Source organism: Agrobacterium larrymoorei (assembly GCF_005145045.1).
GTDB lineage: Bacteria > Pseudomonadota > Alphaproteobacteria > Rhizobiales > Rhizobiaceae > Agrobacterium > Agrobacterium larrymoorei.
In genome coordinates, this window is sequence record NZ_CP039694.1 from 257,814 (window position 1) to 270,850 (window position 13,037).

The 13,037-nt window shown below is 57.4% G+C and carries 17 protein-coding genes; 9 read left to right on the forward strand and 8 right to left on the reverse strand.

Features of this window, described 5'->3' with window-relative positions; genetic code table 11:
• Positions 1-13: 13 nt before the first annotated feature.
• A complete protein-coding gene (locus tag CFBP5473_RS24200; RefSeq protein WP_027677256.1) occupies positions 14-604 on the reverse strand; it encodes an NADPH-dependent FMN reductase in 591 nt (196 codons plus the stop codon).
• A gap of 279 nt (positions 605-883) precedes the next feature.
• On the opposite strand from CFBP5473_RS24200, the gene CFBP5473_RS24205 reads away from it, so the two are divergent.
• Positions 884-1,273, forward strand: coding sequence for a winged helix-turn-helix transcriptional regulator (locus CFBP5473_RS24205; RefSeq protein WP_027677257.1), 390 nt, complete (start codon positions 884-886; stop codon positions 1,271-1,273).
• Between the two features lie 163 nt (positions 1,274-1,436).
• Here CFBP5473_RS24205 and CFBP5473_RS24210 read toward each other — a convergent pair whose 3' ends face one another.
• Positions 1,437-1,961, reverse strand: coding sequence for a VOC family protein (locus CFBP5473_RS24210; protein WP_051441453.1), 525 nt, complete (start codon positions 1,959-1,961; stop codon positions 1,437-1,439).
• A 206-nt stretch (positions 1,962-2,167) separates the two neighbouring features.
• On the opposite strand from CFBP5473_RS24210, the gene CFBP5473_RS25640 reads away from it, so the two are divergent.
• The 4 genes from CFBP5473_RS25640 (at position 2,168) to CFBP5473_RS24225 (ending at position 5,101) form a co-directional block, all read left to right on the forward strand.
• The gene (locus tag CFBP5473_RS25640; RefSeq protein WP_272949278.1) at positions 2,168-2,290 is read left to right on the forward strand and encodes a hypothetical protein; all 123 of its coding nucleotides are present in this window, start codon (positions 2,168-2,170) and stop codon (positions 2,288-2,290) included.
• Positions 2,259-3,812, forward strand: coding sequence for an IS21 family transposase (istA, locus tag CFBP5473_RS24215; protein WP_136954450.1), 1,554 nt, complete (start codon positions 2,259-2,261; stop codon positions 3,810-3,812). The genes CFBP5473_RS25640 and istA overlap by 32 nt, the downstream gene beginning before the upstream one ends.
• 18 nt (positions 3,813-3,830) lie before the next feature.
• The gene (istB, locus tag CFBP5473_RS24220; protein ID WP_027677343.1) at positions 3,831-4,583 is read left to right on the forward strand and encodes an IS21-like element helper ATPase IstB; all 753 of its coding nucleotides are present in this window, start codon (positions 3,831-3,833) and stop codon (positions 4,581-4,583) included.
• Between the two features lie 146 nt (positions 4,584-4,729).
• A complete protein-coding gene (locus CFBP5473_RS24225; protein ID WP_413228986.1) occupies positions 4,730-5,101 on the forward strand; it encodes a winged helix-turn-helix transcriptional regulator in 372 nt (123 codons plus the stop codon).
• A 69-nt stretch (positions 5,102-5,170) separates the two neighbouring features.
• Here the strand turns inward: CFBP5473_RS24225 and CFBP5473_RS24230 are convergent, their stop codons facing one another.
• Positions 5,171-6,073 carry a LysR family transcriptional regulator gene (locus CFBP5473_RS24230; protein ID WP_027677345.1) on the reverse strand — a complete coding sequence of 301 codons (903 nt, stop codon included), beginning with the start codon at positions 6,071-6,073 and terminating at the stop codon, positions 5,171-5,173.
• Positions 6,074-6,185: 112 nt separating this feature from the next.
• Here CFBP5473_RS24230 and CFBP5473_RS24235 point away from each other — a divergent pair, with 112 nt between their 5' ends.
• From CFBP5473_RS24235 to CFBP5473_RS24250, 4 genes are all read left to right on the forward strand, one after another.
• Positions 6,186-6,818 carry a DsbA family protein gene (locus tag CFBP5473_RS24235; RefSeq protein ID WP_136954451.1) on the forward strand — a complete coding sequence of 211 codons (633 nt, stop codon included), beginning with the start codon at positions 6,186-6,188 and terminating at the stop codon, positions 6,816-6,818.
• Positions 6,819-6,894: 76 nt separating this feature from the next.
• Positions 6,895-7,794: an MBL fold metallo-hydrolase gene (locus tag CFBP5473_RS24240; RefSeq protein WP_027676425.1), complete on the forward strand. Its 900-nt coding sequence runs from the start codon at positions 6,895-6,897 to the stop codon at positions 7,792-7,794.
• Position 7,795: 1 nt separating this feature from the next.
• Positions 7,796-8,185 carry a nuclear transport factor 2 family protein gene (locus CFBP5473_RS24245; protein ID WP_027677230.1) on the forward strand — a complete coding sequence of 130 codons (390 nt, stop codon included), beginning with the start codon at positions 7,796-7,798 and terminating at the stop codon, positions 8,183-8,185.
• 18 nt (positions 8,186-8,203) lie between these two features.
• Entirely contained in the window at positions 8,204-8,524 is a 321-nt protein-coding gene (locus CFBP5473_RS24250) for a MoaF-related domain-containing protein (RefSeq protein ID WP_037171904.1), read from the forward strand.
• A 172-nt stretch (positions 8,525-8,696) separates the two neighbouring features.
• Here the strand turns inward: CFBP5473_RS24250 and CFBP5473_RS24255 are convergent, their stop codons facing one another.
• The 5 genes from CFBP5473_RS24255 to CFBP5473_RS24275 form a co-directional block, all read right to left on the reverse strand.
• Entirely contained in the window at positions 8,697-9,410 is a 714-nt protein-coding gene (locus tag CFBP5473_RS24255; RefSeq protein ID WP_027677231.1) for a hypothetical protein, read from the reverse strand.
• An 84-nt stretch (positions 9,411-9,494) separates the two neighbouring features.
• Positions 9,495-9,866, reverse strand: a complete 372-nt coding sequence (locus CFBP5473_RS24260) for a hypothetical protein (protein WP_027677232.1) — start codon at positions 9,864-9,866, stop codon at positions 9,495-9,497.
• 147 nt (positions 9,867-10,013) lie between these two features.
• The gene (locus CFBP5473_RS24265; RefSeq protein ID WP_027677233.1) at positions 10,014-10,676 is read right to left on the reverse strand and encodes a DUF3313 domain-containing protein; all 663 of its coding nucleotides are present in this window, start codon (positions 10,674-10,676) and stop codon (positions 10,014-10,016) included.
• Between the two features lie 121 nt (positions 10,677-10,797).
• The gene (locus CFBP5473_RS24270; RefSeq protein ID WP_027677234.1) at positions 10,798-12,156 is read right to left on the reverse strand and encodes an ATP-binding protein; all 1,359 of its coding nucleotides are present in this window, start codon (positions 12,154-12,156) and stop codon (positions 10,798-10,800) included.
• Positions 12,153-12,911, reverse strand: coding sequence for a response regulator (locus CFBP5473_RS24275; RefSeq protein WP_051441447.1), 759 nt, complete (start codon positions 12,909-12,911; stop codon positions 12,153-12,155). Before CFBP5473_RS24275 ends, CFBP5473_RS24270 begins: the two co-directional genes overlap by 4 nt.
• Between the last annotated feature and the right edge of the window lie 126 nt (positions 12,912-13,037).

Consider the following 13,037-nt stretch of genomic DNA (forward strand, 5'->3'; position numbering starts at 1 on the left):
CTGTTGTTGACGGTTAGGCTTTCGCCTTCGCCGTCATCGTCGCGCCGGCCCACCAGACAAGTTCGTCCAGCGCGGCTGTCGCGGACGGAATCAGGTTTGCCTCGATCGTTTTGATCAGCTGCTTCCCTGCTTGAGGATGGATCGCCATGAAGTCGGCGCCGCCGATATGGACGGCGGATCGGGTGGAAATCATCTGCAGCTCGACGGCGATGCCGCGCAGGTGCTCGACGGCCCGGGTGGCGCCCGTTCCGCCATAGCCGATCGCGGTGAACGGCTTGCGATTCCACTCGTTGTAAGCCTGGTCGAGCGCGTTCTTGAGCACGCCAGTGATCGAGTGATTATATTCGGCGACGACGAAAATATATCCGTCGTATTGGCCGATCGTTTGCTGCCAGCGCACCGCTTCCTGATTCTGGCTTGGCATCCAGAGGTTCGACGCAAATTCGTCGAAAAAGGGTAGCGGGTGGTCGCGAAGGTCGACCACCTCGACCTCGATGTCGCCGCGCGCCTGCGCCTGCTTCAGCATCCATTGTGCAGGAATATCGGCCATCCTGCTGGGACGGGTCGAGCCGATGATGAGGGCGATTTTTGGCGTGGAATGCATAATGAGCTCCTCGTACTGGTTGCTTATATTAAAGGGTGACGCGGCAAACGGCAGTTTCGGCCCAGCGGCCTTCTCCGTCGCGAATGTGGCGAGGAAGGCCCTAGCCAGACCAGCGCAGACAAAGCAGCATTGATCGAGCCTCACTCCGGTTTTTCATTTTGCACTTCCTCCCGGCTGATAGGCACACTCTGTTCCTTATGTTATATATGTTCTCTGACAGGCGCGTAAGAATGTACAAAATGGTGCGTCACGCACCTTTATGTTCGTGGAAGGGTCTACATGCCGGCGATGACGAAGGAACGCGATACGCTTGACCATCAGCAGCACGCAAAGTGCAGATTGCTTGGCCAGATTCTCGACCGTGTCGGCGACAAATGGACGATCATGACGGTCGGAGCGCTTTCCGACGGTCCACTGCGCTTCAACGCCATCATGCGGCGTATCGGCGGCGTGTCGCACCGCATGCTCACACTTACGCTGCGTGGTCTGGAGCGCGATGGCATGGTCCTCAGAACGGCCTATGCCACCATCCCGCCCAAGGTTGAATATGAGCTCACGCCACTCGGTCACTCACTTACCGAGCCCTTGGCCACTTTGCTGGAATGGGGAGAGAAGCATAGCAAGGACATCGAAGCTGCTCGAACAGCTTTCGATGCAAAATGCAGTTGATCCCGCCGTCGGTGAGCCCTGCTGACACCGCCCGGCGCACAAACCATGCGGTCAAGTTTCTACATGAGGATGCGTGGGTCATAAAGAGTTTCCGGCGCAAACTCCCCGGCGCGTGCGCGAACGTGCAAGCCCCATTGAGAGGCGCCAAGCGCGTGCGCGTCGATCATCTTGTCAGGATCGACGTAGACGCCCACCGGATTACGCGCAACTCGGGAGACGTGCGGATATACTCGCCGGAGGTCCACGCATTACCGAAATTGTCGACGTTGATCTCGACGATATTGCCGTCAGGATCGGCATAGTAAAACGCTGTTTGAAGACCCCCATCCGTACATAGCACAGGCAGAATACCTATTCCCTTGAGCCGCTGGTATGTCCCAAGAAGGTCATCGAGCTTCGGATATTCGAAGGCGAAATGCTGAACCCGGCTGTGATGGGATCGCTCGGCGTTGACTTCCAGGCCGGGCACTTCGACCAGAGCCAACCGGTGATTTGCCTCGTCATTGCTCATCCAGATGCTTTTGATAGGAGGAACACCCGCGTGTGCAGGTGCAGCGGACTGCGTCTCGTGAACGACGACCATCCCAAGCACCTGCCTGTACCACTCGGCCATGCGCGGGCCGTTCGAGGTCGTAAGGCCAATATGATGAAGTCGCGGGTGAACGATTGTGTCAGTATTCAACGACATGAGGCAAACCTTTCTTGCATCAGGCAGAGAAGCGGAGCGCGCTTTGTTGCGTTACGCTATTCAACCGGGATACAGTTGATCGTACAAGAAGGATGAAAATGAATGCGGGTTTCGGTAATTCGCGGACAGGGATTCCATTAAATCCCGGACAGCGATTTCACTAAATCCGGGACAGCATTTCCGCTAATTCCCGGACAGCGATTCCGGTGAATCCCGGACAGTCTTTCGGCATAAAGATCGACTTTCGCACGCGCCGTTTTGCCATTCTGGACCTCGATTTGAACGAGGGGCTGATGAATGGCGAGACGGAAGCAGGTGAGACTTACTGACGTGAAGGACATTCGATCGATATTGCGACTGACGCACGAACAGGGGCTTTCGGTTCGTGCGATATCGGAACGGCTGAAGATCAGCAAAACGACCATTTCGACCTACCTGCTGCGGGCGCGTGAGGCCGGGCTGACGGGCTGGCCGTTACCGCCTGGGCTGGACGATGATGGCATTCTGCAGCGCCGCCTGTTCCATCGTCGCGGCCGTCCGCCCCAGGACATGCACGAACCCGACTGGGGCAAGATCGCCAGTGAATTGAAGCGGAAGGGCGTGACACTGACGCTGTTGTGGCAGGAATATCGCGAACGGCACCCCAACGGTTACGGATACACGTGGTTCTGCGAGCGGTTTGCCGCTTTCGAGCAGCGCGCCAGCGCCACCTTCCGCAATCGCCACACTGCCGGCGCGGCGATGCAGACCGACTACGCCGGCCAAACCGTCCCGGTGATCGATCCGGTGACGGGCGAAATCCGGCTGGCGCAGATTTTCGTCGCGGTTCTGCCAGCCTCCTTGTACACCTTCGCCTATGCAAGCTTCACTCAACGGTTGCCCGACTGGATCGAGGGTCAGCAGCTGGCGCTGGGTTTCTTCGGTGGCGTGACGAAAGCCATCGTCTGCGACAACCTCAAGGCCGGCGTTGCCAAGCCCTTGTGGTTCGAGCCGACCATCAACGCCACTTTTGCGGCATTCGCCGAGCATTACGACACGACGATCCTGCCGACCCGTCCGAAACGGCCGAAGGACAAGGCCAAGGTCGAAGGCAGCGTTCTCATCGTCGAGCGCTGGATCCTGGCGCGGCTGAGAAACGACCGTTTCTTCAGCCTTGTCGATCTCAACGTGCGGATCAGCCAGCTTCTCGACGATCTCAATAGCCGGCCGATGCGCCGGGTTGGCAAATCCCGCCGGCAGCTCTTCGAGGAGATCGAGCAAGACGCGCTTGCGCCCTTGCCGGCAACGCCATTCGAATATTCCGAATGGAAGTCGGCAAAGGTTCATCCCGACTACCATGTCGAGGTCGACAAGGCCTTCTATTCCGTGCCGCACCGCCTGATCGGCCGCCAGGTCGATGTCCGGCTTACAAGCCGGATCGTCGAGATCCTCCATGATCACCAACGTGTCGCCAGCCACCGCCGGACGTCGCAGCGGGGCGGTCATGTCACCGTCAACGAGCATATGCCGAAGACACATCAGCATTATGCCAACACGACGCCTGCGAGCCTCATCAAGCAAGCTGCAAAGATTGGCCGCAACGCTGCAATCCTGATCGAGCGGCTGATGCGCGATAGACCTCATCCTCAGCAGGGATACCGCGCCGCTCAAGGCGTTCTATCGCTCGCGCGCCGGTACGGCCCCGAGCGTCTGGAAGCGGCGTGCGATCGGGCACTGACGATCAATGCGCTCAGCTATTCCTCCGTCAGCACCATCCTCAAATCCGGTCTCGATCAGGCCCCGCCTGGTGCTGAGCCAGTCAAGCCCACCCCGGTGCATGGCAACATCCGCGGCAGCTCCTATTACCAGTGAAGAAAGGAAGATACTCACATGCTCACACATCCAACCCTCGACCAGATGCATGCGCTCGGCCTATCCGGCATGGCGGCAGCATATCGCGACCTGGCCAATCAACCTGAGGGCAGCGATCTCAACCGCGATGAATGGCTCGGCCTGATGCTTGATCGGGAGATGGCCGTGCGCGGCGACAAGCGACTGACCAACCGGCTTGCAATCGCCAAACTGCGTTTCCCCGATGCTTGCATCGAGAACATCGACTTCGCCGCCCCTCGCGGCCTCGACCGCCGACAGCTCCTCTCGCTTGCCCAAGGCGAATGGCTCAAGGCCCATGAGCACTTGATCCTGACCGGACAAACGGGAACGGGCAAAACATGGCTCGCCTGCGCCATCGGACGGCAAGCGGCCCGCCTCGATTATTCCGTTCTCTATGTCCGCATGCCCCGTCTCTTCGAGGATTTGGCGCTAGCGCGCCTCGACGGGCGGTTTCCCCGATTGGTCGACAAGCTCGCGCGTGTTCAATTACTCATCCTTGATGACTGGGGAACCCACGCGCTCAGCGATCAGCAGCGGCTCGATCTCCTGGAAATCTTCGAAGAGCGCTACCGCCGGAAATCCACTCTGATCACCGCCCAGCTTCCCGTCGCGCAGTGGCACGAGATGATCGGCGAACCAACGATCGCTGACGCCATCCTCGATCGTATCGTCCATAACGCCCATCGAATTGCGCTCGAGGGAGACAGCATGAGGAAGCAAAAACCAAGACCGCTCTTGACCGAAGCGTAAAACGCCGAAATCAATAACCAATGACATCAACCAGGCGAACGAAAGTCAATCCCGCGGGACTGTCCGCGATTTAGTGAAACGACTGTCCGGGATTTACCGGAATCGATGTCCCGTTAATCTGAAATCCGCAAAAATGAATACCTGGGATGAAAATGAATACCGACGATCTGTTGCGCAGCTCTCCGGCTGAAGTGGCCGAGATGCGATCACGAGTGCGGGCAGCCGTGGGGCTGATAAGCGGCAAGTGGAAGCTCGAAATTCTCTCGCTGCTTTACCAACGTGTCCACCGCTTCAACGAGCTCAAGCGGGCCATCCCCGGTGTGACCCAGCACATGCTCACCGCACAGTTGCGAGAACTCGAGGCAGACGGGCTCGTTACCCGGACCGCCTATCCGGAGATACCGCCACGCGTTGAATATGGAATGACAGAGCACGCGCTCGAACTTCGACCGGTGTTTGCGGCCATACTTTCCTGGGCGGCTGACGGCGGCAAGAAAGCGATGCCACCGAATGCCTGAAGACAATAATCGTTGATTGTGGCTCCACGCGGCGTCAGGCTGAATATTCCAGCTTATCCTTCTAAACGATCAGTCCGCCGATGCATGCGTCATGTGGCCTGCCAGCATCGCGACGAACGCAGTCACCTTAGGTGGTCGAAACTTTGCGGCGGGATAAACCGCATGGATGCCGCCCGATGGCAAGGACCAGCCTGGCAACACCTGGACGAGCGTGCCTCTCTCCAGCAGCTCGCTGACCAGAAAGTCCGGCAGTACCGAAAGCCCTCCGCCGGCTAGTGTCGCGGCAAGCACGGCTGGTGTCGCGTTGATGGTCATCGTTGGTCGCGTGCGTATGGTGCGGCGATCAAAGTCGGAACGCGAGAAATGCCAGACCAGCGGCTCACGTAAGGCAATGTTGGCGATGAATGGCTGCTGGGCGAGATCATCGGGTATATTGGCGGCGATCGTGCGCGCAAAGTCCGGCGCGGCAACAAGCAACTGCCGGAAAGTGCCGATACGGCGGGCTTGCTGGCTGGAATCGTCGAGCCAGCCGACCCGGATCGAAACGTCGATGTGGTCGGTGATCAGGTCGATCCTAGCGTCCGACAAGACGAGGTCAACCGTGCAGACGGGATAGATCCGGCAGAATTGAGCCACCAATGGGGCAATGGTCGATGTGCCGAAGTCGTTCGGCGCTGTGATCCGCAATGTCCCAATCGGACTGGCGGTGACCTCGGCAACCTCTCCGAACGCATCCTCCGCTTCGCGCAGGATGATCACCGATCGCGCGTGCAGCAAACAGCCCGCTTCGGTCGGCTCGACGCGGCGGGTCATCCGCAAGAGGAGGCTCGTCCTCAGGTCTGCTTCCAGCCGGGCCACCTGCTGGCTGACGACAGTCTTGGTGATGCCGAGCCGCTCGGCGGCACGCGTGAACGAGCCCGCGTCTACCACGGCAACGAAATAAGCGAGCCGATTGAGATTGATCGCCTCCATAAGACGCTCCCACATTGTAAGCCAATGACGCACAGTCTGGGCGACGTCATCGCAATTATCAATTCAATCCTAGTCGCATATCTTCAGTGCCAGACAACACGGAAAAACGGATATGCAGATCACCTATCTCTTCGATCCTCTTTGCGGCTGGTGCTACGGCGCCGGTCCAGCGCTTGAGAAACTGTCACGACTCGACGGTGTGACGCTCGATCTGGCGCCGACCGGCTTGTTTGCCGGAGAGGGTTCGCGGCCAATGAACAAGCAATTTGCAGACTATGGCTGGCAGAATGACCAGCGCATCGCCCGCCTGACCGGGCAGCCCTTCTCCGACGCCTATCGCGAGCATGTGCTCGGTGCGGTGGGCGGCCTGTTCGATGCCGCGCCGGCCACGCTTGGGCTGGTCGCTGTCGGCCTCAGCGAGCCGGCGCGCGAGGTTGAAGCGCTGAAGGTCCTTCAGCGCGCCCGCTATCAGGAGGGCCGCAACAATTCCGATCTCGGCATCGTTGCCGAAACGCTCACATCGGCCGGCTTCGTCGAGACGGCTCAGCGGGTTCAGGCTCCGGACGAGGCGCTTCTCGCCGCCTATCGGAGCAGGATCTCGGCGGCACGGGCCGACATGGCGCGTTTCGGCATTCAGGGCGTACCCGCCATTCTCTTAAGGCACGGGGATCAGTGCCGAAAGATCGATAGCCGTCTTCTTTATGGTGAATTCGATCTGCTCGTCGCCGAACTTCAAGTGGGCTGATCGAAGCGCGCCCAATCAACATTTCCAACATCGCTGTGCGTGCGCGTATCGGCAACTGATAAGACAGGAGACAACCATGTATTCAAGGAGAGACCTCATGAAAACGACGCTTGCAGCAGGTGCCGCCATCGCCTTCGCCCCGGCAGGTCTTGGGCATGCAGCCGGATCGACATTGACGTGGAAACATTTTCCCGCCGGCCAGAACGGCTTCTTCCGCGCGCCGGTGCTGCTTACCGGGCCGACCGAAGCGCTGCTGATCGACGGCGGCTTCACCTATCCGGATGGCCGCGCGCTGGCCGAGGCGATCAAGGCCACGGGCAAGACGCTGACCACCATCTATGTCAGCCAGTCCGACCCGGACTATTATTTCAGTCTGAAGCAGGTGCGCGAGGCGTTCCCGAATGCCAAGGTCATCGCCGCTTCCGACACGATCGCCGCCATCAACGCCAACGTTGAGAAGAAACTGGCCGTCTGGGGGCCCCAGTTGAAGGAGAACGGGCCGCAGACGCTCGCCGATATCGTGCTGCCCGAAGCATTCGACGGTTCGACGTTGACCGTTGATGGCGAGACGGTCGAGATCGTCGCCGCCGAGGGGCTGGCCAGCCGGCGCTATCTGCGTGTTCCCTCGCTCAACGCGGTGTTCGGTGGTGTGCTGATTTTTTCGGGCGTCCATGTCTGGACTGCCGACACACCGACCAAGGAGGTCCGGGCGGCATGGGTTGCCAATCTCGACAAGGTCGCTGCTCTGAACCCGGCCGTCGTCGTGCCCGGTCACCTCGATCCGCAGGCCGCGACCGATCTTAGCGCCGTCGCTTTCACCAAGGCCTATCTCCTCGCCTTCGAAGAGGAACTGGGCAAGGCCGATGACGCTGTCGCGCTGAAGTCAGCGATGGAGACCCGCTTCCCCGGACTTGGTATGGGCATTGCACTGGAGATCGGCTCCAAGGTCGCCAAGGGCGAAATGAAGTGGGGTTGAGATGAGCAGCAATCGCGACATCATCCGGAGGACCTATGAAGGGTCCTCCGAGGAGAACGGCAAGAATCTTCTTGCCGTTCAGTCTCCCGACATCGAGTGGACAGAGGCAGCGGGATTTCCCTATGTGGGCACTTATGTAGGAGTGGATGCCCTGATGAGGGGCGTCTTTCATCGTCTCGCGACGGAATGGGGTGGCTATAGGGCCGAAGTTCACACCTATCTTGCCGATGGCGAACGCGTTGCCGCCTTCGGCATTTATTCCGGGACCTACAAGGCGACCGGCAGGTCCATGACCGCCCACTTCGCGCATCTTTACGAACTTTGGGACGGCAAGATCCTGCGCATGCAGCAATATGTCGACACCGCGATGGTGCAGGACGCCCTCCGCTAAGACAGGAGCCAAGACAATATGAACGAGATTTCTTTCCCGGCTGTCGGCCATGCTTATGAAGTCGATTTCGGCGGGGGCAACGCCTTCCGCATCGCCTTCAATTCGAACACCGAAATGGTCTTTACCAGGCTCGTCGAGCCCAACAAGGGTTCCGTCGAGACAGTCAGGTTCACCCACAAACCGATCCGGGACGATGTGTTTCTCGTCTACTGGCAGGAAGCCGACAAGACGACCGTCGTCCATGTGGAGGATTTTGGCAAGGGCGAAATCTATACGAACATCACGGGACCCGATGGCTCGTTCTACAATGGTTTCTCCAAGTTGACCCAAGTTTCCTAAAAGATCGTCGTTCGTGTTAAACAGATCGGTGCCAGAAGCACTGACAGTTAGGAGGGCGGCGACGTCCTAACGTTGGCCCCTCATCGATGGGCGCGAACGCAGGAGTAATCGATCATTACAATGTCGCCGCCATAACGCTTACGATGTAAGGCACCTGCTTTCTATTGGCTCATCAATCCATTTCGGATAATTTAATCACGGCATCCCGACCAAGTTTCAGGGTCTTGAATGGGAGAGCGGCGGTCTGAACAAGCACAAAACCTGCGCCATTGATTGCGGCTTTCCCAACTTCAACAGCTTTGTTTGTCGGCTCAGTTTCCATGTTTTGATAAGAGGCCGAATGTGGAGCCGCAGAAATTGTGGGGACCGTGCCGACAACGAGAGTATCCCTAGTTTCGCAATCGGGAGCACACCGGTCATAACGCAGAACAGACGCAGCGTTTAATGCCGATACACGTTGATCTGTCTGGCCAGATCCTCGAGGTTTCATATTCGCATTGGCAGGACGTCTAATTGGAACGACCGAATATGTCGGCAAGACAGGTTGTGTGTCCGCGCCACCGAGTTGCCTCAGCGTGACATCTTCGACATGCTGGAATTTTGTTGAGACCTTCGCACTTTCCTGTGGCGCTGGATACGAGGCCATTGCCTCGTTCAAAACCGTGGCATGCCGTGAACTCAGGTCACCATTGGCGAGCATGCAGGTTGCGCCAAGCAGTAGGACACCCGTCCCAAAGGCAAGCGTCAGCACACGATGCTGTCTCGGCTTTTGTGTACGAAGCTCCAGATTATGTCGGTGCTGCCAGACACGTTCGACACGGATCACATCCTCTTTACGCGATGTCGTCGAGGGCAAGATGATATCGCCGTTAAGATTTTTGGACATTGGATGCTTTTCACATGGCGGCCGGCAATCGCCTGTCGGGGCCGCGCCGCTTGGCTAAAGAGGTGGTTCGGATGAGGCGTTGCCTCAGTATTGGTCGTGGACAACACCCATGATATCGCCAGACCGCGATACGCTGACGAGCACCTTATCCCCGCCTCGGGTCGCATTGACAAGAAACCGCTCCCCGACATCCTGCACGTTGCTCACCCGGTAACCACGATCCTGGAGTAGGATGATAACGTCATCTGGTCCGAAATTTCCGCTGCGCCCCGACCAACGGTTCTGGTTGTCGTGATGGCGGTTCCAGGCGTGAAGAAAGTCCGATTCCGTGTCGCCATCGACCGAGTAACGGTCCGAAGACTGACCATCGTAAATCACAACCTGCGAAAAGGCCGGTAGCGTAGCGATCGCGCTGAGAGCGATGGCGACACCGACCAGAATGACATTGCGTCTCATAGACTTTTCCTCGATCTTGTTGTGCATAGGCTCGTTTGTAAATCAGCCGGACGCATCAAGTTTGGCGACGATACTGTCCTGCCGATACGGTGCGCCTGACTGCTGTTGCGGTGTGTCGCTTGTTGTTATGAAATGTTGCGGTCGATCTCATGGGCGCAATTGAGCCAACAGCGCGTCTGCGCCCTTTTCGATGGCCACCTGAGACGCCTTCAGCGCGCCAAAGCTGGCGCCGACGTTCATAGCATTCGGGTACTGCTTGGTAACATAGGCGGACAAAAGCGTGTTGGTTGTAGCGTCGTATATTTCGACGGCGTAAGACACAGAGCCGGTCATCGACCCTTCCTTGTCACGAACAGATTGCACAGCGTTGTAGACACCGCCTCCGACATCAAGATGCGAGAGAAGCCCAAGGACAGGCGTGGTCGTCTTTGCTCCCGTGAGTGTCAGATGAATACGCAACGTTCCAGGCATCGGCGAATTCACGACGGAAAATCCTGTTCGCAGCTTCTGCGTAAACCGGGACTGCATATAGCTGGCAAGAGCGGCCTTGTCCTGCTCGCTGACTTTAATGAACTGATTGTCCTGCCCACGATAGACCGTGACAGGATCGATGATTATCTTGTTGTACTCGCTCCAGTTCGCTCCGCTGTTGTAGCGGTACGGGACACGACCGCTGCGATCACTTGGATCAGCTTTGAGACGCTGGGCTGACGCGAGACCGCTGTATGCCGTCGGATCTGCCGTGGTACAACTGGCAAGCGTAGCGCTGGCCACGAGGACGCAGATCGTGGCTCTGGAAAATATCTTCAATGGTTTGGCTCCAGCCGGTGTTGTGCCGTGTGGCGAATGTGGCTGGAAAAGGGATAACGCACGGAGATATTGCTGTGTCTTTTGTAATGTTGAAAAATGTTCGTGCCGCGAGAATGTCTTATTAGACAACTATATCGGGGGAAAAGCTGCCGGGACGAGCCATTTGCTGTTTTGGTAACACGATTTCGACGATGAGACCATTTGGCTGACGGTCCAGTAGCCTGAGCGAACCTCTGTGGCCGATGACCACAACGCCCTGAGCAATTGAAAGCCCCAATCCAAAACCACCGCTTTTAGTGCCAGTCTGTCGAGACTCATCCGCTTTGAAAAATGGTTCGAAGACCTTTTCCTTGAGATCATCCGGTAGACCAGGCCCGTCGTCAGTAACCCTGATGAACACGCCGTCACGACGATCCTGCAAATTAATTCCGATGTGTTCAGCATAACGAGAGGCATTATCAACGAGATTGGAAATCGCGCGTGTCAATCCCTGCGGCATGCAAACATATGTAAGGCGTCTGGGTCCGGTGAATTCTATGCTGACCCCGGTGTCGGCAAAATCGTCAGAAATCGTTTGCAGCAGGCTCGAGAGGTCAATCTTGCGAGCCGGCTCGAACTTGTTGTCCAAAAAACCGAGTGCAGCGTCAATCAGAGAAGAGAGGGTCGTGACGTCGGCCAGCATCATTTCTTTCAGCGCAGGCTCATTTGATCGATCGATCCGCATACGAAGCCTTGTGAGCGGGGTCCTGAGATCGTGGCTGATCGCTCGGAGGACCCGCGTCCGTTCGCGCAGCATAGTTTGAACCCGGCCTTGCATAACGTTAAGTGACGCTGCGAGGCTCCGGATTTCGGATGCACCTTCGGCTTTAAAGGGCTGCTCGGAGTGATCATCCATGCTGGCGCGCTGGGCTGCGCCGGCGAACCGGACCAAAGGTTCAGTAACCAGCCAACTTCCAAGATAGGCGAGAAGTATGAGCGGAATGACGATTTTGAGAAGTCCGCTTGCCATGGCCGGTGCAAGCCAGACGCTGGTGGGGAACTGTGGCATGGCGAACGACAGTGCCCTACCCTCATCGACCTTGACGGTTAGCGTCGACAGACTGCTACCGGAGACAGCGCTTCGAATCGATGTCAAAAATCCATCATTGATGAGACGTTTAACCTGCTGCAAGACTTCGTCATTTGGCGCGCCAGCCTCATACGACATTGACGCTTGCGCAGCGTTCGCGCGCTTTGTCGAAATTCCCATCCGATCAGCAAACCGAATTGCCGCATCTTCCTCAACTGCAGTTTTTGCACGGACAAATTGTTCGAGCACGGTCTCTATGCGACCAGCGAACAAACCGATCTCGATACCTTTGTCATGGCGTCCATAAATGAAGGGTTCCGTTGTCGCTGCAACTGCTGAAACGAGAACGACCAATAATATGGCAAGAAACAGAAGTTGTGTGCGGATAGAGGCGCTCCGGAGCCCTTTCATGCAATACGCTCGACCTTAGATGCGAACATGTATCCACCCAGCCGCACGGTCTTGATGAATGTCGGGTCCTTGAGATTAGGCTCGATCTTCTGCCGAACACGGCTGATATGGGCATCGATGCTGCGCTCGATCGGGCCAGCCGAGCCCGCATGTGTCATCGCCAAAAGCTGTTCGCGGGTCAGGACCTTGTGGGGATGGCAGCAGAACGCCCAAAGCAGGTCAAACTCTGCAGTCGTCATGGAAACCTGAGCCCCGTCCGCATCGAAGAGCTGACGGCTTCTTGGATCTATTCGCCATCCCGAGAACGTCTTGGGTAGAAGCTCAGCTTCCGCGTCATCATGATTCGAGGCCCTGCGCAGAATATTCTTGATACGTGCCATCAATACACGAGAGTTGAAGGGCTTGGTGACGTAGTCGTCGGCACCCAGTTCAAGTCCGAGAATACGGTCGATATCCTCGCGGAGGGCGGTCAACATCAGAATCGGCGTTTTTCCGGAAGACCGTAATCGTCGGCAAATGCTGAAACCATCCTCGCCAGGCAACATTCCATCCAGAAGGATCAGATCGAAACTATGACGGGCGAGGATCCTGTCCATCTCTATCCCGTTCGCGACCGAAGCTGTTTCGAAGCCATTGGCTTTGACCAGATCGACCAACATGGCTGCGATGTCGCCGTCGTCTTCGACGATCAGGACCTTTGGCGCCGTAGTTCGATACAATATGATACTTCCCGGCTGCTGGGGGGGCAAGGCCATGTCTGTAAGCTCTTTCCGGTCAGGGCTAGTATGCGGTTGCCGAGGTCAGCGGTTCTGCCGCGTGCCATTCTACATCTATCCGATGTCGTGCAAAACTTAATTCAGAAATGTTGCAAGATGTTGCGG